This is a genomic window from Lysobacter sp. FW306-1B-D06B (genome assembly GCF_038446665.1).
Classification (GTDB): Bacteria; Pseudomonadota; Gammaproteobacteria; order Xanthomonadales; family Xanthomonadaceae; genus Lysobacter_J.
In genome coordinates this window covers 2530947-2551032 of sequence record NZ_CP151802.1, presented here as the reverse complement: position 1 = coordinate 2551032, position 20086 = coordinate 2530947, and the positions used below count along the sequence as shown (strand labels likewise).

Below are 20086 nucleotides of genomic sequence, written 5' to 3'. Positions count from 1 at the left end.
AAGAAACAGGGCGCCCAGGCGCCCTGTTTCTTTTTGTGGCGACGCGTCCCGTTGCGATGCATTGGTCGCAAGGCGCTTTGCACTCAGGCGCTCGCCGTTCGTCGCCCGGCACGCACCTTCGTGTGCGAATTCACGCCATTTCACCGTCGCTGAACACGCGCGGGGAAAGCATGGGGCGAGGCACACGTGACCGATGCCTCCGCCCTCCCTCACCGGCCGCACACCGGACGACAACCCAGGAGCCCGCGCCATGGCGATGGAGTGCACGATTCGTGCGGGCGCGGTCGCAAGCGCGCTCATGCTCGCGTGCGCGGCATCGGCGGCGACGCGGACCGGCTCATTTCAGGTTACCGCGCGGATCGACGCATCGTGCCTGATGCGCGCTCCATCGTCCTTCGACACGATGCCCGCAGCTGTCCGCTCGAACGAGCGTGTGCAGGTGATCTGCTCGCCCGCCGTACCGCACGCGGTGTCGATGACGCCGCGCATCTCCTCCGGCCGTGCGGACCACACGCCCGCGGCTCGCCGACTCATCGTCTTCGTCACGTACTAGTCCGGCCGGGCATCGGGTCCGGTCGCAGCACTGACATCAGGAGATCCGCCATGCATCCCGTGCTCCTCCTCAAACCGCTGTGCATCGTCACGATCGCCGTCGTTGCGTTCAGCCCGACGACGTCGACTGCCGCTACCAAGACAGCCACGTTCCAGGTATTGGCGACCATGGTCAGCGACTGCACCATCATCAGCGCGCCGAACATCGACTTCGGCACCGTCGGCGTGACAACGGCCAACATCGACACCACCAGCGTGCTGACCGTCGCGTGCACGCCCAGCACGACTTACACCGTTGCACTGGACGCAGGAACCGGCGCAGGTTCGACCATCACCGATCGACGCATGGCCAGCGGCGGCGGTGGCTCGCTGAAATACCAGTTGTTCCGCGATACCGGTCGCACGCAGAACTGGGGAAACACCACCGGCACCGACACCGTCGGCGGTACCGGCAACGGCAGCAACAACCTGTACACCATCTACGCCCGCATCCCGCCGCAGACGGCGCCTGCCGTGGGCAGTTACGCCAGCACGGTGACCGTCACGATCACCTACTGATCCGATGGCGACCACCGGCCACCGGCACGAGGCGGCTCGCGTTGCGTCCATCGTGCTGCGCGCGTCTCGCCTTTGCGCCATATCGATCATGGTGTCGGCGTTGGGCATCGCACCGCTGGACGCCGCGACGCGCACCGCTTCGTTCACCGTCAATGCAAGCATCATCAACGACTGCACCATCATCGCCATCCCGAACCTCGATTTCGGCACGATCGGTGTGCAGAACATCGCGTACTACGGCACGAGCAACCTCGTCGTCGCCTGCACGCCCGGCACGGCCTACTCGGTGAGCCTGGACGCCGGATCGGTCGGCGGCTCCACCGTCGCGGTGCGCTCTCTGAGCGGTCCCGGCGGCACCATGACGTTCAACCTCTACCGCGATGCCGGATACACGCAAATCTGGGGCATGACGCCCGGCACCGATACCGCCGGCGGCACGGGCACCGGCAGCAACCAGAGCTACACGATCTACGGCCGCATCTACGCGATGCAGACCACCAAGGCGCCCGGCACCTACACCACCACCATCACCGCGACGATCACCTACTAACCGCGCGGGCACCGTGCCCGCCGGTCCTCACCTGCTGCACGGAGACGCGCCATGAAGTTCACCCACCTGTGCAATGCGCTGCTAGTGACTGCTCTGTCGTTCGCCGTTGGCGGAGCAATGGCCGCGTCCATCCACGTCATGCCCACGAGCATCACGCTGGCCCCGGGCAAGGCGACGGCGGTGATGACCATCACCAACGAAGGCGACACGCCGATCAAGGCGCAGGTGCGCGTGTTCGCCTGGGAGCAGCAGGGCAACCAGGATCGCCTCACGCCGACGCAGAAGCTGGTGGCCAGTCCGCCCATGGCGACGCTCGCGCCCAAACAGACCCAGTCGATCCGCGTCGTGCGCGTGGACAAGTCGGCCATCACGACCGAGGAAGCCTATCGCCTGGTCGTGGACGAGATTCCCGATGCGAAGAACGCGCCGACCATCGGCGTGTCCGTGCAGATGCGCTATTCAGTGCCGGTGTTCGTGCTGCCCAAGGCGACGATGCCGCCGGGCCAGGTCACGATCGCCGCGCACGTCACCGGCAATGCGCTGACGCTCAATGCGCAAAACAAGAGCGACTCGCACGTGCAGGCATCCGAAGTGGTCATCGAACACGCCGGCGGGGCCACCACGCCCGTCGTGGGCGGGCTGCTGGGCTATGTGCTGGCGGGCAGGACGATGCAGTGGACCGTTACGATCCCCGCCAACGCCGCCGCCAAGGGGCGCCCCGTGCGCATGACCGCGATGTTCAACGGACAGCCGCTCAAGGTCGACCTGTAACCGGCAGAGCGGGTTGCGACGACGGCGATGCCTCACGGCGCCGCCCTGCCGCTGCGGAAGGGAGAGGCATTGGATGCGCGCGTACACGCGCACAACGCTGTTCATCTGCATCCTGGGGCTGATGTGCATCGTCTCGCCCACGATTTCGCGCGCGCAAAGCGCCGACGTGCCGCCCGCGTCGTACTACCTGGAGGCCTACTTGAACGGTCGGCCGACCGGGCTGGTTGTGCAGGTGGATCGCACGAACGCCGGCTTGCGCATCTCAGCCGATGAGCTGACCGAGATCGGCGTGCGCGTGGATGACCTCCCGCTCGACGCGGACCGCCAGATCCTGCTCGCCGACATTCCCGGCCTTGCCTTCAACTATGTGGAGGACACCCAGCGCATCGAGTTCACCCTGCCTGAAGCCGGGCTCGTGCCCGAACAACTCGGCGTGCTGCCACCGCCGCCCATGCTGACGCGATCGGGCACCGGACTGGTGCTCAACTACGCTGCGCAACTTCAGAACACGCGGGTGGCGTTCGAAGAGAAACGGCAGGGCCGCCGCTTGCACGTGCCGCTGCTCGGATCGGCGCGTTACGGCCGGCTTCCAGTCCTGGGCGCAGAGGAGTTCGAAGCGCAGTACGAGCGCCGAAATCGCACATTCGCACTCAGTACCGAACTGCGCTTCTTCTCGCCCGCGGGCGTGTTCGTCAACACCGGCTACACCACCGTGCAGGCCGGCGAATACGACTACATCCGTCAGGACAGCTACTGGACCTACACCCAGCCCGACGCCCTGCGCACATACACAGCGGGCGATCTGGTGTCCTCGTCACTGACGTGGTCGCGCGCGATCCATCTGGGCGGCTTGAGCGTGTCACGCAATTTCGAAGTGCGGCCGAACCTGGTGACGTTTCCGGTGCCGGCCATCGGCGGCACCGCCGTTGTTCCCACGATGGTGGACCTCTACATCAACGGCCTGCGCCAGTTCACCGGCAACGCCAGCGGAGGCCCGTTCCTGATCGCCCCCCCACCGGCACTGACGGGGGCAGGCATCGCGACGGTGGTGTACCAGGACGCGATGGGGCGCGAGGTCAGCCTCAGTCGCCCGCTGTACATCGATACGCGACTGCTCGGCCGCGGGCTGTACGACTATTCGGTGGAAGTGGGCTATCCACGCCGCAGCTACGGCAGCCGTTCGTTCGACTACGCGGACGATCCGGCGGCCAATGCGTCATGGCGTCATGGCGTGCGCGATGGCTTCACGCTGGAAGCCCACACCGAACTCACGCGCGGCCTGTACAACCTGGGCATCGGTGGCCTGGTGGAGCTGGGCAATTACGGCGTGCTCAATGCATCGGCGACGATCAGCGACGGCGACCAGCACGGCATGCAATGGGGCCTGGGTTACCAGTACCAGTCGCCGCATTTCAACATCGACCTGCTGGGCCTGCGCGCGGATGGCGGTTATCGCGACCTGGGCAGTCTGAAGGACGTGACCGTGCCACAGCGTCAGTTGCATGCTTCGCTGGGCGTTCCGCTGGGCCAACGCCATTCGGTCACCCTTGTCTATACGCGCCAGCAAGCCTCGGACCTGGGCGGCTCGCACATCCTTTCGATCGGATACAACGGTTCCTTCGGCGGCCAACGTGTTCCACGACCGGGACGTGTCCGATTCCCTCGGCATCTACCTCGGCGCATCGCTTTCGCTGGAGCGCCGCGCCAGCGTGGCCAGCAGTGCCAGCCGATACGGCAAGGAGAGTACGGCATCGATCTCGGCGAGCCGTTCGATGGACTACGACCGCGGCGGGTTCGGCTGGAGTGCGCTGCTCGACGGCGGCGATGACGGCTACCGGCACGGCATGGGACGCGTGGACTACCGGGGCACTTACGGCGATGCCTCGCTGCTGCTCGAACACTCCACGCGTGACGATTTCACCTACACCAATGCCACGCTGTTCGCGACCGGCGCACTGGTCTGGATGGACGGCGACCTGCTCGCGTCGCGCACGATCAGTGACGCGTTCGCCGTGGTCTCCACCAACGGCATGGCCGACATCCCCATCCTGCGTGAGAATCGCCTCGTCGGCGCGACCAATCGCGAAGGTCACCTGCTCATTCCGGACCTGCTCTCGTGGCAGAGCAATCGCCTGATGCTGGGAACCGTCGAGCTGCCACCGGACGTGCGCGTGGACGCCGACCGCATGGAAGTGGCGCCGCGCGGGCTGTCGGGCGTGCTGGCTGCCTTCCCGGTGGGGCGCTACACCGGCGCCGTCGTCATCCTCGTCGACGAGCGCGGGCAGCCGTTGCCGGTTGGCACGACGGTGACGGTGACCGACTCCGGCCTGACCGCGACGATGGGCTACGACGGCCAGGTGTTCATCGAGCAACTCGGGCCGCGCCAGACTGTTTCGGCCGAAGCGAACGATGCGACGTGCACGGCGGAAGTCCTGTTCGACGCCGCCGACGTGCTGACGACGATAGGCCCCTTCGTGTGCAAATCCTCGCAGGTGCTGCCATGAACCCGACCACACGCAAGCGCCTTTCATCGCTCGCGTTGCAGGCGTGCTTCGCCGCAGCGGTGTGGTTGCTGTCTAGCGGCCTGCCATTGCGCGCGCAGTCGTGCACGGTTCTGATCGACTCCACCTTGAATTTCGGCGATGTGGATCCGGCATCGAACAATCCCACCGATTTACGTGGGCACGCTCACCGTCGACTGCAAGAACCTCCACGACCAGTACGTCCGCGCCTGCGTGAACTTTGGACTGGTGACGGGAAGCTGGACCCTGCGGACCATGAAACAGGGGACCAACTCGCTCAACTTCAACTTCTACCAAGACGCGGCCCGCAACTCCCTGTGGACCAGCACCTCGGATCCGTCCCGAATGACGTTCATTGCGGATATCTACAACCCGGGCGGGTCGGCGATCCGAACGTACTCCATCTACGGTCGGATACCCGGCGGACAGAAGCCCAATCTGGGCACGTATTCGTCGACCTTCACCACGAACGAAGGCACGGTGCAGGTTGCTGAGTTCAACTCCACCTACGGTCCACCCACCTGCACCTCGTCCACGCCGCCCATCAACTCGCGATTTTCATTCACCGTGGTGGCGAACGTCGGCACCAGCTGTTCGGTCAGCGCAACCAACATCGACTTCGGACAGCAAGGCGTCCTCAGCGCGGCCGTCAACGCCACCGGCGTGATCACCACCACGTGCGGCACGGGGACGACGTACAGCCTTGCGTTGAGCGCGGGGAGCGGTGTCGGCGCGACCGTGGGCGCGCGCCGCATGACGCGCTCAGGAGGCAACGAAACGCTCGCCTACGGGCTCTACGTCGATGCCGGGCGAACCCAACCCTGGGGCGATGGCAGCAGCGGGTCGTCCACCGTTGCGGGCATCGGCAACGCCTCGGCACAAACCAACACGGTGTACGCCAAGCTGCCACCGCAAAGCGCGGCGATCGGCACGTACGCCGACACCATCATCGTGACCGTGACGTTCTGACGGCTCCCTGCGGGAAGATGCATGCGCGCCGCAACGCCCTCCCATCGCCATGATGTCTCCAGTCGACGGGGAACTGGCCTCTCCGCTTGATGGGGAAGGTGGCGCGAAGGGCGGGATGAGATGCAGCCGCGAAGCGTGTCAGCGCAACAACGCCGGCTGCGCGTCATACCACTCGCGCGCGTGCATCACGTGGAAGTCGCGATTCCCGTTGTTCACCGCCACCGCGGTGCTGAGTACGCCCCAGTGCGCGTACAGGCTGCCGGTGCGGCTCTTCCCGTGCAGGCGCAGGCGCGCCTTGACCTGGTAGCGCTGGTTGTCGGCCTGCACGTTGTCGAGGGTGAGCGTGTCGCCGCTCCACTGCACCTTCGCACTGACCTGCGCCTGCCCGGAGCCGATCAGCTTGAACACCCACTTCGGATAGTCGCGCTGCTTGGAGAACATCGACAGCAGGAAGCCCACGTCCTTCATCGCGACGCGCACGCGTCCATTGATGCTGATCGGCTTGTCCCAGTCCATGTGCGCGCGGTCCAGGTCGATGCGCGTCCACCAGCCACTGCGCGATTCGCCACCGGGCTCGGTAAAGCTGACGTTATTCAACGAAACCCGGCTGCCGTCGATGGTGAAGTTGCGCCGCTTGATGTCCGCGCGACGCAGGCGCAGGTCGGTGTCCATGTCGGTGCGCAATGCCAGCCCGGCCAGGTGCATGCGCGCGGCCTTCGCATCCACGCCCAGCGTGCCCTGCCCGATCACGCCCGCGCCGTCCAGGGTGAGGTCCCCCGACAGCGTGCCCGAGCCGCCGTCGAAGCGGATGTGCTCGTTGGGCAGGTAGCGGTTGTAGGCGCGCAGATCGGGCACCTTCGCGTTGGCGAAGGTGAGGTGCGCATTCAATGCGTTGCCGAGCTCCCGCATCGCCCCGGGCTGGCGCATCGCCTCGCGCTCCACGCCCGACAGTGTCTTCAGCGACAGCTGCAGATCGTTGCCTTCGATGTACGGCTGCGACGGCGCATCGTCGGCGGCGACGTTGAAGCGCTGCATGCGCAGGTCGAGGCTGGGCAGCAGTTCGTCGTTCGGACCGGCGTCCAGGCGCGCGTCGGCGCTGGCGCGGCCGCTGATGCGGTTGCCCATGACGTGCGCGATGGCATCGACTTCCGGCACGGTGACGCGACTGCCGCCGGCCACCTTGCCGTCCACCACGCGCACGTCGGCGTCCACCAGCCCCGAGCCATCCAGCGCCAGCCAGGGCGCATCGCTGAACATGCGCCCCAGCCAACGCAGCGAAGCGAAATGCCAGCGCCCGACGACGTGGCCGGAACTGCGGGGCAGCAACTCGCGCAGGCTTTCGTGCGGCGGCGCCAGCGGAATCTTCGTGCCGCGCACCACCAGGTCCGCGTCGAGCGACACGCGGCCGGTGTGCTGCGCAGGCGTCTTGGCGACCAGACGCATGTCGCGATCCACGTCCAGCGCGACATCGAGCGCGCTGCGGTGCATGGCGCCGGTCGCATCGCGGCCGCTGACGGGTACGTTCCAGCGCACGCGGCTGCCCGGCATCACCTCGCCGCGCGCCAGTCCCAGCTTCACCTGCGCCTTGCCTTCGCCAGGTACGTTGGTCAGCGTCACCTTGCCTTGCGGGTCCACGTCCACTTTGATCGCCGAGGCCTTGCCGTCCAGCTCCAGCGCGGCATCGGTGAGCAGCAGTTTGCGAATGCCGGGCGCCTGCGCGCGCGTATGGCGTGCGATGGCGAAGCGCGCGTCGATGCGGCCGTCGCGCAGCAGCTCTTCCTTGCCCGACTTCAGGCGCGCGTTGTCGAAGTGCGCGGTCGAGGGCATGAGTTCCAGTGCACCGCCGCGCAGCTGCTTGTAGAAGCCGACTTCGGCGCGCCCCTGGCCTTCCAGCACGAGGTCGCCAAAATAACCGCCGCGGATCGAATCGGTGCGGATGCGGTCGAACTGCAACACCCAGCCGCCCGGGCGCGCCTGCGGCGGCGGTGTGCGCTCGCCCTTCATCTGCGCGCCGCCGGTGACGCCTTCGGCGACCACTTCGGGCACGCGCACGGTCTTGCGCAACAACGGCCAGATCGCCACGCGCCCGCTCGCCTTCTCCGCATTGACCGACCAGTACGTGCGGGCGACGTGCCCTTTCATCTTCACGTCGTGCACCGTCGCGCGGCCGGGCCAGAACGTGTAGCCGCCGCCCCACTCGATCTGGAACTTCTCCGGCTTGCGGTTCGCCACCCACTCGCCCAGCGGCGTGTTGATGAACACGTTGCCGGCGATCACGTACAGCGCGTACAGCAACGCCAGCGCGAGTGCGATGCGCGCCACCCAGGTGCGAACGCGGGGCGGCAGGCGTTGCCATGCCTGGCGGGCGGGGCCTGCGTCCTTCGCGGCGCTGTTCATGTACGCACTAAGCCACAGGGTGGTGCCAAATTCAGGTGAAGAGGCGGTGACGTGGGGCGCTCGCAGGCGCCCTACCCCTCTCCCTGGCCGCCTTCGGCGACCGGTCCCTCTCCCGCAAGGGGAGAGGGCTGGTGCTCAATGCCGCGTCAGCTCCACCACGCGCGGATGCACCAGGCGTTCGAAGTCGCTCCATTCCATGCGCATCAGTTCGCGGTGCGAACCGGCGTTGAATGCGATGCGGCCGTCATCGGCCAGGCTTTCGGCGGCGTACACGTCCATGTTGTAGAGGTTGCCGAACGGCGGCATCGCCCCGACCTCGCATTCGGGGAAGCGATCCTTGAAGTCGGTTTCGCTCGCCAGCGCGACCTCGCGCGCGCCGCTGACCTGCCGCAGCTGCGAAACGTCGAGCCACTCGTCCGAGGGCAGCACGGCCATCGCGAGGCGGCCGTCGAGCTTCACCATCACCGTCTTGGCCATCGCATGGCGGTCGACATGGGCGCGCATCGCCGTTTCCTGCGCGGTGAAGGCGTGCGGGTGCGTCATCGTGTCGTAGCTGACGCGATTGGAGTTCAGGAATTCCTGTAGACGTGGGGACGACATGGCCGGGGGCTCCTCTGCGGTTGCGGGAGGCCGGGCGCGTCGTTCGTCATCGGCGCGGCGCGCGCCGGCATCGGCGGATTCATGGAAACGCGATCATCGAAACGCATTCATCGAAAAGCCGGGCCGCGCGAACGCGGCCCGGCCAGTGTACGCCCGATGCTGCGCTGCGATCCGGACAGCGCGCGTCAGTCCGGATCGCGGTGCGTTACAGCGAGGCGGTCTGCTGCGGCTGCGCATCGCTGCGCGGGCCGGCGTAGTCGACCACCAGCGAGACGCGACGGTTGGCCTGACCGGCTTCGCCCACGGCGCCTGCGTGCACCTGGCGGTTCTTGTCCTCGCCGTAGCTCACCGCACGCACCTGTGCATCGCCCAGGCCCGAGCCGACGAGGTAGTCGCGCACCGCCTGCGCACGGTGCAGGCCGAGACGGCGGTTGTGCGCGGCCGAGCCGGACGGATCGGCGAAGCCTTCCACCGTGATCACGGCCTGCGAATGGCTGTCGCGGATCACGCGGGCGAAGTCGTCCAGCAGCGGCTTGTCCTGCTCGCTGAGCGTGGCGTCGTTGGTGGCGAAGTGCGCGGCGGTGTCCACGCGAGTGCGGCCGGCGAGCTGCGTGACCAGCGCGTCGTGCTTGGCCGAGAGCGCGTCGAGCTGCGACTGCAGTTTCTGATCGGTGGCGCGAAGCTCGGCGATCGTCGCGTCGAACTCATCGCGCTTGATGTACTTGCTGCAGCCGGTGAGCGCGACGGCGCCCAGCGCCACGGCGAAACCGGTGTTGCGGATCAGACCGGTAGAAACCAAGGGATGTCTCCTTTCAATGACCGTGCGCAATGCCGCGCACGCAATGCCTGCGGGACCGGGGGAAGTCGAAACGCAGGCGCTATTGGACGTGTGTCGTGTTGTTGTTCTGCGCGGGGCGCGCGGTCTTGCGTCTTCAGGTTGTTGAGGTGCCGTAATGAATGACACGGCGAACCTTAACGAGCCATTTTCTGAACAGGCGAGAGGACGCCACCAAGCGCGAACCCGCGCACGGTTCAGTGATGTCAAGACGATGCTCGCGGGATGTGTACCGCGGCCGTTCATGGAAAAAGCCGGGATTCGGGAGTCGGGATTCCGGATTTGAAAAAGCGCGCGACGACCCGGCTGGCACTCCAGGATGAGTTGAGTTGAAGCTGGGCTTCGCAGAAGCGGAAGTCCGCTCTTACGAATCCCGAATCCCGAATCCCGAATCCCCGTTCTTCAGCTCAAACGCATCGGCGTCGAGCATCGCGGGGAAGCGTTCGCGATGCGCCGCGAGATCGGCGGCGGACAGCGTGGCGGTGACCACCGTTTCCACCTCGCCGCATTCGGTGATGGGCTGGCCGACGAAATCGATCACCGCGCTGTCGCCGGCGTAATGCAGGCCGTTGCCGTCGGTGCCCACGCGGTTCACCGCGGCGACGAAGCACAGGTTCTCGATGGCCCGCGCACGCAGCAGCGTCTGCCACGGGTAGCGGCGCGCCGACGGCCAGTTGGCGACGAAGAGCATCAGGTCGAAATCGAGCTCGCCGGCGCGTTCGACATCGAAACGGTTGCGCGAAAACACCGGGAAGCGCAGGTCGTAGCAGACCAGCGGGCAGATGCGCCAGCCGCGCCAGTCGAGCGTGAGGCGGTCGCGACCGGCGGCGTAGCGCTCGTGCTCGCGCGCGTAACGGAACAGATGACGCTTGTCGTAGGTGCTCAGCGCACCGTCGGGCGTGGCGAACAGCAGGCGGTTGTAGACGCCCTCGCCGTCGCGCAGCTGCACGCTGCCGGTCACCGCTGCGTCCAGGCGCGCGGCCTGTTCGCGGATCCACGCGACGGTCTGGCCTTCCATCGTTTCGGCGTTGCCGATGGCGTCGTTGGAAAAGCCGCTGGTGAAGGTTTCCGGCAGGATCACCAGGTCGGTGTTTCCGCGCAGCGGCGCGATCAGGCGGCCGTAGTAGTCGCGGTTGCCGGCCGGATCGTGCCAGCGGGTGTCGCCTTGGACGAGGGTGACGCGCAGGTCGTTCATGGGTGCTCGCGAAGTCAGGGGTTGTTACTTGCCGTCATCGTTTTGTGCCGTCATCCCCTTCGCGGGAACGACAGCTTCGTTCAAAGCTTCTGCAACCGCTCGATCGCCTTGTCCAGCGTCGCCTCGTTCTTGGCGAAGCACAACCGCGCCAGGCGCTGGCCGGACGGTGGCGATTCGTAGAACGGCGAAAGCGGAATCGCGGCGACGCCCTTCTCCGTCGTCAACCAGCGGCAGAACGCGGCATCGTCGAGGTCGCTGACGTCGGAGTAATCCACGAGCTGGAAGTAACCGCCCGGCACGGGCAGCGGCTTCAAGCGCGTGGTGAGCAGCTGCTCGCGGAAGCGGTCGCGCTTGGCTTCGTAGAACGCGCCGAGCTGTTCGTAGTGCTCCGGCTCGGCTTCGATCATCTCCGCGAACGCCCACTGCGCCGGGGCGAAGGTGCAGAAGGTGTTGTACTGGTGCACCTTGCGCAGCTCGGCCGACAACAGCGGCGGCGCGATGCAGTAGCCCAGCTTCCAGCCCGTGCAGTGGTAGGTCTTGCCGAAGCTGGACACGACGAACGCGCGCTCGCGCAGTTCGGGATAGCGCAGCACCGATTCGTGGCGACGGCCGTCGAACACGATGTGCTCGTAAACCTCGTCGGAAAGCAGCCAGATCTGCGTCTCGCGCAGCAGCGCGGTGAGCTGGGCGATGTCGTGCTCGCTGAACATTGCGCCCGACGGGTTGTGCGGCGAGTTGATCATCAACAGTCGCGTCTTCGGCGTGACCGCGGCGCGGATCGCCTGCCAGTCCGGTGCGAACGTGGCCGGGTCCAGTGGCACATGCACGGCGCGACCGCCGGCCAGGTCGATCGCCGGCTCGTAGGAGTCGTAGCACGGGTCGAGCACGATCACTTCCTCGCCCGGCCGCACGACCGCGGCGACGGCGTCGAAGATCGCCTCGCTGGCGCCGGAGACGACGGTGATCTCGGTGTCGGCATCCGGACGGTGGCCGTAGCAGCGCTCGGTCTTGGCGGCGATGGCCTGGCGCAGCGCGGGGATGCCGGTCATCGGCGCGTACTGGTTCTTGCCCTCGCGCATGGCGCGATCGAGGGCTTCGATCAGGCGCTCGGGGACGTTGAAGTCGGGAAAGCCCTGGCCCAGGTTGACCGCGTCGTGCTCGAGGGCGAGCTGCGACATGACGGTGAAGATGGTCGTGCCGACCTTGGGCAGCTTGGTTTGCAGGGTCATCGCGGGTGGGGACTCGACGTGGGGCGGGAAACCGTTAAGTTTAAGGACGCGGGCGCGGCGACGTCATGACGAACGCTCATCTGCGCATCGCAGGGCCACGATTGCACCCGCCACATCGGATGAGGACACTGCCCCCATGCGCGAGCTGCAGATCGTCGACGCCGCCGAACTGGCCACCGCCTACGCCGCCGCGGAGTACGTGGTGGTGCTGGACGGCGATTCCCTGCCGCTGCGCGTGGGCGAGCCCGCGCTGGATCTGGAAGCCTACGCGCCCGCGCCGAGCTACGCCTTCATCACCGCCTGGAATCCGGCCTCGCAGCCGCGCTCGGACACCGCCAACGAAGCCGCTGACGCCCTGCTGGTGGCGCAGCTCGACGGCCTGCGCGTGATCCGCCACGCGGCCTGGGCGCAGGACCTGACGGGCGAGTGGCGCGAGCCGGGCTGGCTGGTGGTCGGACTGGACGACGACACCCTGCTGCGGCTGGCGCTGGAGTTCGGCCAGGCGGCCGTCCTGCACTGGCGGGCGGGCGAACCGGTGCGGCTTCGCATGCTCATGCCCCGCCCGCTCGGCCGTGATGCCGCGCACACCGACTGGGTCGCCGGCTGAGCGAGGCGGTCTGAACGCCGTGGGCGGGCGTCCGCCCGACGCCGGCAAGCGGCGTCCCGCGCCCCTCGCATAAAATGCCGGGCACTCGGCCGACCGGCCGTCCCTGGCCGCCCGATGACGCCCACCGATCGCCCCGCCCCGCCGCTGCTGGCAGCCCGCGGCCTTCGCTTCGCGCGCAATGACGAGCCGGTTTTCGGACCGCTGGATTTCAATGTCGATGCCGGCGAAGCCCTGCTGGTCCAGGGCGACAACGGCGCCGGCAAGACCACGCTGCTGCGCGTGCTGGCCGGCCTGCTGCGCGCCGACGGCGGCGAGATCGACCTGGACGGCCAGCCAGCCGGTCACGCCCGCCGCGCCCGCGCCATCGCCTACCTGAGCCACCTTCCCGGCCTGAAGGCCGATCTGAGCGCGATGGAGAACCTGAACTTCCTGTGCGGCCTGCAGGGCCGCCGCCGGGCGCAACTGCCCGAGAACGCGCTGGCGATCGTCGGCCTGGCCGGCTACGAGGACGCGCTGGCCCGCCAGTTGTCGGCCGGCCAGAAGAAGCGGCTCGGGCTGGCGCGGTTGTGGATGTCGCCGGCGCCGCTGTGGCTGCTCGACGAGCCCTACGCCAACCTCGACCTGGAAGGCATCGAGCTGGTGAATCGCATGGTCCAGGCGCACCTGCGCGAAGGCGGCGCGGCGCTGGTCACCACCCACGGCGCCTACGCCGCGCCACCGGTGCGCACGCGCATGCTGGTGCTGAGCAAGGCCGGTGCGGCATGAGCGCGTCCAACATGCCCAGCCTGATCGGCGCGGCCCACGCCCTGCTCGCCCGCGACCTGCGCCTGCTCTGGCGCCGACGCGGCGATGCGCTGCAACCGGCGCTGTTCGCCCTGTTGGTGGTGGTGCTGTTCGCCCTGGCGCTGGGCGGCGAGCGGACGGCGCTGGCGAAGGTCGCCGCCGCCGTGCTCTGGCTGTCGATGCTGCTGGCCGGCCTGCTGTCGCTGGACACGCTGTTCCGCGGTGATGCCGAGGACGGTTCGCTCGAACAATGGATGCTGGCGCCGGTGCCGCTGGCCTGGCTGGTCGGCGTGCGCACGTTCATGCACTGGGCCACGACCGCGCTGCCGCTGCTCATCGCCGCGCCGTTCCTGGGCGAGCTGCTGTACCTGCCGCGCGAGCAGTTGCCGGTGCTGATGGCCTCCCTCGCCCTGGGCACGCCGCTGCTGAGCCTCATCGGCGCCGTGGTCGCCGCCCTGACGGTCGGGATGCGGCGCTCCGGTATACTCGTGGCCTTGCTCGCGCTGCCGTTGTACGTGCCGGTGTTGGTGTTCGGCGCGGGCAGCGTGGCTGCCTCGGCGCAGGGGCTGGATCCGATCGGGGCGCTGCTGTTGCTCGGAGCCGGGCTCGCCGTGGCGCTGGTGCTGGCGCCACTGGCGGCCGCCGCCGCGATCCGGATCGCGCTGAGTTGAACCGGTTCGCCCGATCGATGGTTCGAACGGAGCTTCGAGCCGGGCTTTGAGGAAGATCAAAGGCCACCGACCCGGCCGACGCGACAATCCGCCGCAACCCGCCACTGCCCGGACCGAACGCCCGGACGTGGGCTGAGAAACGATGAATCCAATCATCCGCTGGTTCCACAAACTCGGTTCGCCGCCGTACTTCGACCGCTTCGCCGCGCGCTGGGCGCCCTGGGGTTACGGGCTGGGCCTGCTGGTCATGGCCTGGGGCCTGTACGGCGCGCTGTTCCAGGTGCCGGCCGATTACCAGCAGGGCGACAGCTTCCGCATCCTCTACATCCACGTGCCCAGTGCGTGGATGAGCATGGCGGTGTTCGGCCTGATGGCGCTGTACGCGGCCATCGCGCTGGTATGGCGGATCAAGCTGTGCGAGATCCTCGCCATGGCCTGCGCCCCGATCGGCGCCGCCTTCACCCTGATCACGCTCGCCACCGGGTCCATCTGGGGCAAGCCGATGTGGGGCACCTGGTGGGACTGGGATCCGCGCCTGACGACGGAACTCATCCTGCTGTTCCTCTACCTGGGCGTGATCGGCCTGTACAACGCCATCGACGACCGCCGCGCCGCCGCGCGCGCCGCCGGCCTGCTGGCGATCGTCGGCGTGGCGCTGCTGCCGGTGATCCGATATTCGGTGGTGTGGTGGAACTCGCTGCACCAGGGCCAGACGATCAGCCTCTTCGGCGAGTCCAAGATGGACCCGAGCATGTACGCACCGCTGGTGTGGATGATCATCGGCACCAAGCTGTGGTTCGTGGGCGCCCTGCTGTCGCGCGCGCGCGCCGACAACCTGCGCCGCGAGAGCGGCAAGGGCTGGGTCGCCGCGCTTGCAGGCGGGAAGCCTGCGCAGGAGAGGCGCGCATGAGCTACCAGAATTACGTCGTCGCCGCCTATGCCGTGTTCGTGATCGTGCTGACGTGGGATTTCATCGCCACGAAGCTGCAGATCCGCCGCGAGCTGCGCGGCGCCCGCCTGCGCGCCTCGCGCGAGGCCGCGCGCCCGGGCAAGGACGCCGAGCTCACCCGCTAGACCGTCCACACCGTTTACGCACGCCAGCCACCGCCAGCCCGCTTCCGTTCGAGAGTGCCCCCGATGAATCCCGTCCGTCGCCGTCGTCTGCTCTGGGTCATCGCCCTGGTCGTGGCCGCCGGCATCGCCACCGCGCTGGTCGCGATGGCCCTGCAGCGCAACATCGCCTACCTCTACACGCCCAGCGAAGTGCTGCGCGGCGAAGCCGGCGGGCACGCGCGCTTCCGACTGGGCGGCATGGTCGCCGCCGATTCGTTCAAGCGCGCGCCCGGCTCGCTGGAAGCCTCGTTCCTGGTCGACGACGGCGATGCCAAGTTGCCCGTGCGTTACACCGGCATCCTGCCCGACCTGTTCCGCGAGAAGCAGGCCGTGGTCGCCACCGGTCGCATGGAAGGCGGCGTGTTCGTGGCCGAGCAGATCCTCGCCAAGCACGACGAGAACTACATGCCCAAGGAAGTCGCCGACAAGATGGGCATGGCGCACAAGAAGCACGACGTGGCGGCGCCCGGCGGCGTCGCACCCGCCGCGCAGGAAGCCAAGTAAGTGCTGGGCGAGATCGGGCAGATCGCGCTGATCCTGGCGCTGCTGGTGGCCGTGCTGCAGGCGGCGCTGCCGCTGGCCGGCGCGCAGCGCGGCGTGGCACCGTGGATGGCGGTGGCGCGACCGGCCGCGTACGCGCAGCTGGCGCTGGTGGCCTTCGCGTTCGTCATTCTCACGCACGGCTTCGTGACGCAGGACTTCTCGCTGCGCTATGTCGCCGAGAACAGCAATTCCCTGCTGCCGTTGATGTACCGCTACACCGCGGTGTGGGGCGCGCACGAAGGTTCGCTGCTGCTGTGGGTGCTGATCCTGGCGCTGTGGACCGGCGCCGTCGCACGCTTCTCGCGCAGCCTGCCGGAGACCGTGGTCGCGCGCGTGCTGGGCGTGATGGGGCTGGTGAGCGTGGGCTTCCTCGCCTTCCTGATCTTCACCAGCAACCCGTTCCTGCGCCTGCTGCCCGCCGCCGCGGAAGGCCGCGACCTGAACCCGCTGCTGCAGGACCCGGGCATGATCATCCACCCGCCGATGCAGTACGTCGGTTACGTGGGCTTCGCCGTGCCGTTCGCCTTCGCCATCGCCGCGCTGCTCGACGGGAAGATCGATTCGCGCTGGCTGCGCTGGACGCGCCCGTGGACCAATGTCGCCTGGGCGTTCCTGACGCTGGGCATCGCGCTGGGTTCGTGGTGGGCGTATTACGAACTGGGCTGGGGCGGCTGGTGGTTCTGGGATCCGGTCGAGAACGCCAGCTTCATGCCGTGGCTCGCTGGCGCGGCGCTGCTGCATTCCCAGGCCGTGACGGAAAAGCGCGGCAGCTTCCGCGGCTGGACGCTGCTGCTGGCCATCGCCGCGTTCTCGCTGTCGCTGCTGGGCACCTTCCTGGTGCGTTCGGGCGTGCTGACCAGCGTGCACTCCTTCGCGTCCGACCCGGCGCGCGGTCTGTTCATCCTGATCTTCCTCGGCATCGTCGTCGGCGGCTCGCTGCTGCTGTATGCGTTGAAGGCGCCGTCCATCGACGAAGCCGGCAAGCCGTTCGAGGTCAGCTCGCGCGAGACGCTGCTGCTGGCCAACAACCTGCTGCTGACCACCGCCTGCGCGATGGTGCTGCTGGGCACGCTCTACCCGTTGCTCGCCGACGCGCTGAACCTGGGCAAGATCTCGGTCGGCCCGCCGTACTTCGCGCTGATGTTCACCTTGCTGATGGCGCCGCTGGTGCTGTTGCTGCCGTTCGGGCCGATCACGCGCTGGCAGCGCGAGCAGGCGTCCAAGCCGCTGGCGATGCTGCTGCCGTGGGCGGGGCTGGCGATCGTGCTGGCTGCCGTCGCGTATTTCATGGCGCCGCAGGGGCCGGTGAAAGTCGCCGCGGGTGTATTCGGTGCGGCGTGGGTGCTGTTCGGCACGGCGCGATTCGTGTGGACGCGCGTGCGCAGCCAGACGACGGGCCAGCGCTTCACCGCAGAAATGCTCGGCATGACGCTCGCCCACTTCGGTGTCGCCGTGTTCCTCGTCGGCGCGCTGTTGACCGAAGGCCTGACGACGCAGCGCGAGCTGGCGGTCGCGCCGGGCCAGACCGTCGAACTGGGCCGCTACTCGTTCCGCTTCGACGGCGCCGCGCATTCGCAGGGCCCGAACTACGAAGCCGATCGCGGCACCGTCACCGTGTTCGAAAACGACAAGCCGTTGACCGTGATGCATCCGGAAAAGCGCGCCTACGCCAGCGGCGGCCAGGTGATGACCGAGGCGGCCATCGCGCGCGGTTTCACGCGTGATCTGTACGTCGCGCTGGGCGAACCGCTCGGCGGCGATACCTGGGCCCTGCGCGTGCATATCAAGCCGTTCGTGCGCTGGGTCTGGGCCGGCGCGCTGCTGATGATGCTGGGCGGGCTGGTGACCGCGACGGACAAGCGCTTCCGCCGCACCGCCACCGCAGCCGACACGGTGCCCGCGAACGAACCGACCCCGGAGCCTGCGTGATGAGCGAATCCCCGCCCAACAGCGACGCAACGCGCAACCGCTCTTCGACGATGCGCTGGATTCCGCTGGTGATCGTCGCCGCGCTCGGCGTGCTGCTCTTCGCCGGCGTGATGCTCAGCCGCAATCCGAACCGCGAGGCCCTGCCCTCGCCACTGATCGGCAAGCCCGCGCCCGCGTTCCGCCTGCCGGTGCTGCACGAACCCGGCCGCCTGGTCACCGACAAGGACCTGCGCGGCGCGCCGTATCTGCTCAACGTCTGGGGCAGCTGGTGCCCGGCCTGCCGCGACGAGCACCCGGTGCTCACGCGTTTCGCCGAGACCAAGCGCCTGCGCGTGGTCGGCTTCAACTGGAAGGACGAGCACGCCGACGCGATGCGCTGGCTGGAACAGTTCGGCAATCCGTATTTCATGGTCCTCACCGACTACGAGGGCAAGGCCGCGATCGACTGGGGCATCTACGGCGCGCCGGAGACCTTCCTGGTCGATGCCGGCGGCACAATCCGCTGGAAGTACGTCGGCCCGCTTACCGACGCGGTGATCCAAAACGAGCTGCTGCCGCAGATCGCGCGGCTCGACGCGGGCAAGCCGCTGTGATGCGCGCGCTGCTGCTCGCCTTCGCGCTCATGCTGGGCACCGGCTCCGCGCTCGCGCAGGTCGCCACCGACGCCTCGCCGCTCACCTTCACCGGCTCGACGGAAGAAAAGCGCTTCCACGCGCTGGTCAGCGAACTGCGCTGCGTGATGTGCCAGAACCAGTCGCTGGCCGATTCCAACGCGCAGATCGCGGTGGACCTGCGTCGCGAAGTGCTCCAGCTGATGCGCCAGGGCAAGAGCGACGCGGAGATCAAGGACTTCCTGGTGGCGCGTTACGGCGAATTCGTGCTGTACCGCCCGCAGGTGGAAAGCAAGACGTGGCTGCTGTGGTTCGGCCCGGCGGTGGTCCTGCTGGCGGGCGGCTTCATCGTGGCCGGCGCGGTTCGCCACCGCTCGCGCCGCTCGGCAACGACGACGCCCGACGAACGCAACGAAGAGCAGGAGTGGTGATGAGCGGTGCGATGTGGGGTTTCGTGATCGCCGGCCTGGTGCTGGCCGTGCTGACGCTCACCTACGTGCTGCGACCGCTGTGGCGCACGCGCCGCGTCGCAGGCGTCGCGGTCATCGTGGGGCTGACGCTGGCGACGGCGCTGGCCTACCTCGCCGTCGGTACGCCCACTGCGCTGGACTTCGCGCAGCGTCGCGCGCCCGAGACGCTGGCCGACGCCATCGCGCAACTGGAAGCCGAACTCAAGCGCGATCCGAACCAGGTCGAAGGCTGGCGCCTGCTCGGCCGCGCGTATGTCGCCGAAGGCAATGCCGCCAAGGCCGCCGACGCGCTCGCGCGTGCGGTGAAGCTGGTGCCGGACGATCCGGACCTGCTGGCCGAAGCCGCCGAGATGCGCGCCCTCGCCGCGCCGGAGCGCCGTTTCGACGCGCAGGGCGTAGCGATGCTGCGCCAGGCGATCGAACTTCAACCCATGCATCAGCGCGCGCGCTGGTTCCTCGGCATCGCGCAGCGTCAGGCCGCGCAACCGGCCGAAGCGGCGAAGACCTGGGAGCCGCTGCTCGCCGTCGTCGATGCGGCGGCCGCGGCACCGCTGCGCGCGCAGATCGACGCCGCGCGCGCCGAGGCCGGACTGTCGCCGCTGCCGCCGTCGGCGACGCCTGCTGCGTCGGCGCCCGCACAGGGCGGCCTCACCGTGAAGGTAACCATCGCGCCCGAACTGGCTGCGAAGGTGCCGGCGAACGCGAGCCTGTTCGTGATCGCGCGCCAGGCCGGCGGCCCGCCGATGCCGGTTGCCGTCGAGAAGCTGCCGGCGACGGATTTCCCGCGTGAAGTCATGCTCGACGACGGCGACAGCCCGATGCCGACGATGAAGCTCTCGCAGCTGGATCAGGTCGAAGTGCTCGCGCGCATCTCGGCCAGCGGTAATGCGATGCCGCAGCCGGGCGATCTGGAAGCGAAGGCGAAGCCGTCGGGCAAGTCCGGCGCGATCGAACTGGTGATCGATCAGGTTCGTCCTTGATGTTCAGCCCCTCTCCCGATGGGAGAGCGGCTGGGTGAGGTCGGCGGAGCACTCCGTGCAGTGGACGTCTGTGCAGGAGCCGTCATTCCCGCGAAGGCGGGGGCTTTCGGGCCGCCGAAGGGCGGCACTCTCCAAGGCTCCGCGGGCGCTCCGCTTTCCGAAGCGCGTGATGCCTTCACAGTTGGATCCCCGCCTTCGCGG

The 20086-nt window shown here is 68.1% G+C and carries 22 protein-coding genes; 17 read left to right on the top strand and 5 right to left on the bottom strand.

Features of this window, described 5'->3' with window-relative positions:
- Positions 1-250: 250 nt before the first annotated feature.
- The 7 genes from AAFF32_RS11760 (at position 251) to AAFF32_RS11730 (ending at position 5922) form a co-directional block, all read left to right on the top strand.
- On the top strand, positions 251-553 hold the full coding sequence (locus AAFF32_RS11760) for a hypothetical protein (RefSeq protein ID WP_342315271.1): 303 nt from the start codon (positions 251-253) through the stop codon (positions 551-553).
- 50 nt (positions 554-603) lie between these two features.
- On the top strand, positions 604-1110 hold the full coding sequence (locus AAFF32_RS11755; protein WP_342315270.1) for a spore coat U domain-containing protein: 507 nt from the start codon (positions 604-606) through the stop codon (positions 1108-1110).
- A 4-nt stretch (positions 1111-1114) separates the two neighbouring features.
- A complete protein-coding gene (locus AAFF32_RS11750; protein WP_342315269.1) occupies positions 1115-1660 on the top strand; it encodes a spore coat U domain-containing protein in 546 nt (181 codons plus the stop codon).
- Positions 1661-1711: 51 nt separating this feature from the next.
- Positions 1712-2431 carry a molecular chaperone gene (locus AAFF32_RS11745; protein WP_342315268.1) on the top strand — a complete coding sequence of 240 codons (720 nt, stop codon included), beginning with the start codon at positions 1712-1714 and terminating at the stop codon, positions 2429-2431.
- A 73-nt stretch (positions 2432-2504) separates the two neighbouring features.
- The gene (locus AAFF32_RS11740; protein ID WP_342315267.1) at positions 2505-4259 is read left to right on the top strand and encodes a hypothetical protein; all 1755 of its coding nucleotides are present in this window, start codon (positions 2505-2507) and stop codon (positions 4257-4259) included.
- A complete protein-coding gene (locus AAFF32_RS11735; protein ID WP_342317269.1) occupies positions 4141-4935 on the top strand; it encodes a fimbria/pilus outer membrane usher protein in 795 nt (264 codons plus the stop codon). The genes AAFF32_RS11740 and AAFF32_RS11735 overlap by 119 nt, the downstream gene beginning before the upstream one ends.
- Positions 4936-5109: 174 nt before the next feature.
- Positions 5110-5922, top strand: coding sequence for a spore coat U domain-containing protein (locus AAFF32_RS11730; protein ID WP_342315266.1), 813 nt, complete (start codon positions 5110-5112; stop codon positions 5920-5922).
- Positions 5923-6060: 138 nt separating this feature from the next.
- On the opposite strand, the gene AAFF32_RS11725 is transcribed toward AAFF32_RS11730, so the two are convergent.
- The 5 genes from AAFF32_RS11725 to AAFF32_RS11705 all read right to left on the bottom strand — a co-directional run bounded on the left by AAFF32_RS11725 (position 6061) and on the right by AAFF32_RS11705 (position 12178).
- Positions 6061-8319 carry a hypothetical protein gene (locus AAFF32_RS11725; protein ID WP_342315265.1) on the bottom strand — a complete coding sequence of 753 codons (2259 nt, stop codon included), beginning with the start codon at positions 8317-8319 and terminating at the stop codon, positions 6061-6063.
- Positions 8320-8454: 135 nt separating this feature from the next.
- Positions 8455-8919, bottom strand: coding sequence for a YbaK/EbsC family protein (locus AAFF32_RS11720; protein WP_216958199.1), 465 nt, complete (start codon positions 8917-8919; stop codon positions 8455-8457).
- Between the two features lie 205 nt (positions 8920-9124).
- Positions 9125-9718, bottom strand: a complete 594-nt coding sequence (locus AAFF32_RS11715; RefSeq protein WP_342315264.1) for an OmpA family protein — start codon at positions 9716-9718, stop codon at positions 9125-9127.
- 400 nt (positions 9719-10118) lie between these two features.
- Entirely contained in the window at positions 10119-10949 is an 831-nt protein-coding gene (locus AAFF32_RS11710) for an amidohydrolase (RefSeq protein WP_216958201.1), read from the bottom strand.
- A gap of 80 nt (positions 10950-11029) precedes the next feature.
- Positions 11030-12178 carry a pyridoxal phosphate-dependent aminotransferase gene (locus AAFF32_RS11705; protein WP_216958202.1) on the bottom strand — a complete coding sequence of 383 codons (1149 nt, stop codon included), beginning with the start codon at positions 12176-12178 and terminating at the stop codon, positions 11030-11032.
- 136 nt (positions 12179-12314) lie between these two features.
- On the opposite strand from AAFF32_RS11705, the gene AAFF32_RS11700 reads away from it, so the two are divergent.
- The 10 genes from AAFF32_RS11700 to AAFF32_RS11655 all read left to right on the top strand — a co-directional run bounded on the left by AAFF32_RS11700 (position 12315) and on the right by AAFF32_RS11655 (position 19885).
- The gene (locus AAFF32_RS11700; protein WP_342315263.1) at positions 12315-12785 is read left to right on the top strand and encodes a DUF3293 domain-containing protein; all 471 of its coding nucleotides are present in this window, start codon (positions 12315-12317) and stop codon (positions 12783-12785) included.
- Positions 12786-12899: 114 nt separating this feature from the next.
- Entirely contained in the window at positions 12900-13550 is a 651-nt protein-coding gene (ccmA, locus tag AAFF32_RS11695; protein ID WP_216958204.1) for a heme ABC exporter ATP-binding protein CcmA, read from the top strand.
- Entirely contained in the window at positions 13547-14239 is a 693-nt protein-coding gene (gene ccmB, locus AAFF32_RS11690) for a heme exporter protein CcmB (protein ID WP_342315262.1), read from the top strand. Before ccmA ends, ccmB begins: the two co-directional genes overlap by 4 nt.
- Positions 14240-14381: 142 nt before the next feature.
- Positions 14382-15149: a heme ABC transporter permease CcmC gene (gene ccmC / locus AAFF32_RS11685; RefSeq protein ID WP_216958208.1), complete on the top strand. Its 768-nt coding sequence runs from the start codon at positions 14382-14384 to the stop codon at positions 15147-15149.
- Positions 15146-15313 (top strand): heme exporter protein CcmD, encoded by a 168-nt coding sequence (locus AAFF32_RS11680; RefSeq protein WP_342315261.1) that lies wholly within the window; start codon positions 15146-15148, stop codon positions 15311-15313. Before ccmC ends, AAFF32_RS11680 begins: the two co-directional genes overlap by 4 nt.
- Before the next feature lie 63 nt (positions 15314-15376).
- Complete coding sequence (gene ccmE / locus AAFF32_RS11675; RefSeq protein WP_342315260.1) at positions 15377-15856, top strand: cytochrome c maturation protein CcmE; 480 nt, start codon at positions 15377-15379, stop codon at positions 15854-15856.
- Complete coding sequence (locus AAFF32_RS11670; protein ID WP_342315259.1) at positions 15857-17824, top strand: heme lyase CcmF/NrfE family subunit; 1968 nt, start codon at positions 15857-15859, stop codon at positions 17822-17824.
- Positions 17825-17874: 50 nt separating this feature from the next.
- Positions 17875-18417 carry a DsbE family thiol:disulfide interchange protein gene (locus AAFF32_RS11665; RefSeq protein ID WP_342317268.1) on the top strand — a complete coding sequence of 181 codons (543 nt, stop codon included), beginning with the start codon at positions 17875-17877 and terminating at the stop codon, positions 18415-18417.
- Positions 18418-18446: 29 nt separating this feature from the next.
- Positions 18447-18866, top strand: a complete 420-nt coding sequence (locus AAFF32_RS11660; protein WP_342317267.1) for a cytochrome c-type biogenesis protein — start codon at positions 18447-18449, stop codon at positions 18864-18866.
- A gap of 11 nt (positions 18867-18877) precedes the next feature.
- A complete protein-coding gene (locus AAFF32_RS11655) occupies positions 18878-19885 on the top strand; it encodes a tetratricopeptide repeat protein (RefSeq protein ID WP_342317266.1) in 1008 nt (335 codons plus the stop codon).
- The last annotated feature ends 201 nt before the right edge of the window (positions 19886-20086 follow it).

Excerpts from the sequence above, each read along its gene's own strand:
- ccmA (WP_216958204.1), top strand. The coding sequence starts at position 12,900 with ATGACGCCCACCGATCGCCCCGCCCCGCCGCTGCTGGCAGCCCGCGGC.
- AAFF32_RS11745 (WP_342315268.1), top strand. The coding sequence starts at position 1,712 with ATGAAGTTCACCCACCTGTGCAATGCGCTGCTAGTGACTGCTCTGTCG.
- AAFF32_RS11660 (WP_342317267.1), top strand. The coding sequence starts at position 18,447 with ATGCTGGGCACCGGCTCCGCGCTCGCGCAGGTCGCCACCGACGCCTCG.
- ccmE (WP_342315260.1), top strand. The coding sequence starts at position 15,377 with ATGAATCCCGTCCGTCGCCGTCGTCTGCTCTGGGTCATCGCCCTGGTC.
- AAFF32_RS11710 (WP_216958201.1), bottom strand. The coding sequence starts at position 10,949 with ATGAACGACCTGCGCGTCACCCTCGTCCAAGGCGACACCCGCTGGCAC.
- AAFF32_RS11665 (WP_342317268.1), top strand. The coding sequence starts at position 17,875 with ATGCGCTGGATTCCGCTGGTGATCGTCGCCGCGCTCGGCGTGCTGCTC.
- AAFF32_RS11750 (WP_342315269.1), top strand. The coding sequence starts at position 1,115 with ATGGCGACCACCGGCCACCGGCACGAGGCGGCTCGCGTTGCGTCCATC.
- AAFF32_RS11760 (WP_342315271.1), top strand. The coding sequence starts at position 251 with ATGGCGATGGAGTGCACGATTCGTGCGGGCGCGGTCGCAAGCGCGCTC.
- AAFF32_RS11725 (WP_342315265.1), bottom strand. The coding sequence starts at position 8,319 with ATGAACAGCGCCGCGAAGGACGCAGGCCCCGCCCGCCAGGCATGGCAA.
- AAFF32_RS11655 (WP_342317266.1), top strand. The coding sequence starts at position 18,878 with ATGTGGGGTTTCGTGATCGCCGGCCTGGTGCTGGCCGTGCTGACGCTC.
- AAFF32_RS11740 (WP_342315267.1), top strand. The coding sequence starts at position 2,505 with ATGCGCGCGTACACGCGCACAACGCTGTTCATCTGCATCCTGGGGCTG.
- ccmC (WP_216958208.1), top strand. The coding sequence starts at position 14,382 with ATGAATCCAATCATCCGCTGGTTCCACAAACTCGGTTCGCCGCCGTAC.
- AAFF32_RS11720 (WP_216958199.1), bottom strand. The coding sequence starts at position 8,919 with ATGTCGTCCCCACGTCTACAGGAATTCCTGAACTCCAATCGCGTCAGC.
- AAFF32_RS11680 (WP_342315261.1), top strand. The coding sequence starts at position 15,146 with ATGAGCTACCAGAATTACGTCGTCGCCGCCTATGCCGTGTTCGTGATC.
- AAFF32_RS11755 (WP_342315270.1), top strand. The coding sequence starts at position 604 with ATGCATCCCGTGCTCCTCCTCAAACCGCTGTGCATCGTCACGATCGCC.
- AAFF32_RS11705 (WP_216958202.1), bottom strand. The coding sequence starts at position 12,178 with ATGACCCTGCAAACCAAGCTGCCCAAGGTCGGCACGACCATCTTCACC.
- ccmB (WP_342315262.1), top strand. The coding sequence starts at position 13,547 with ATGAGCGCGTCCAACATGCCCAGCCTGATCGGCGCGGCCCACGCCCTG.
- AAFF32_RS11700 (WP_342315263.1), top strand. The coding sequence starts at position 12,315 with ATGCGCGAGCTGCAGATCGTCGACGCCGCCGAACTGGCCACCGCCTAC.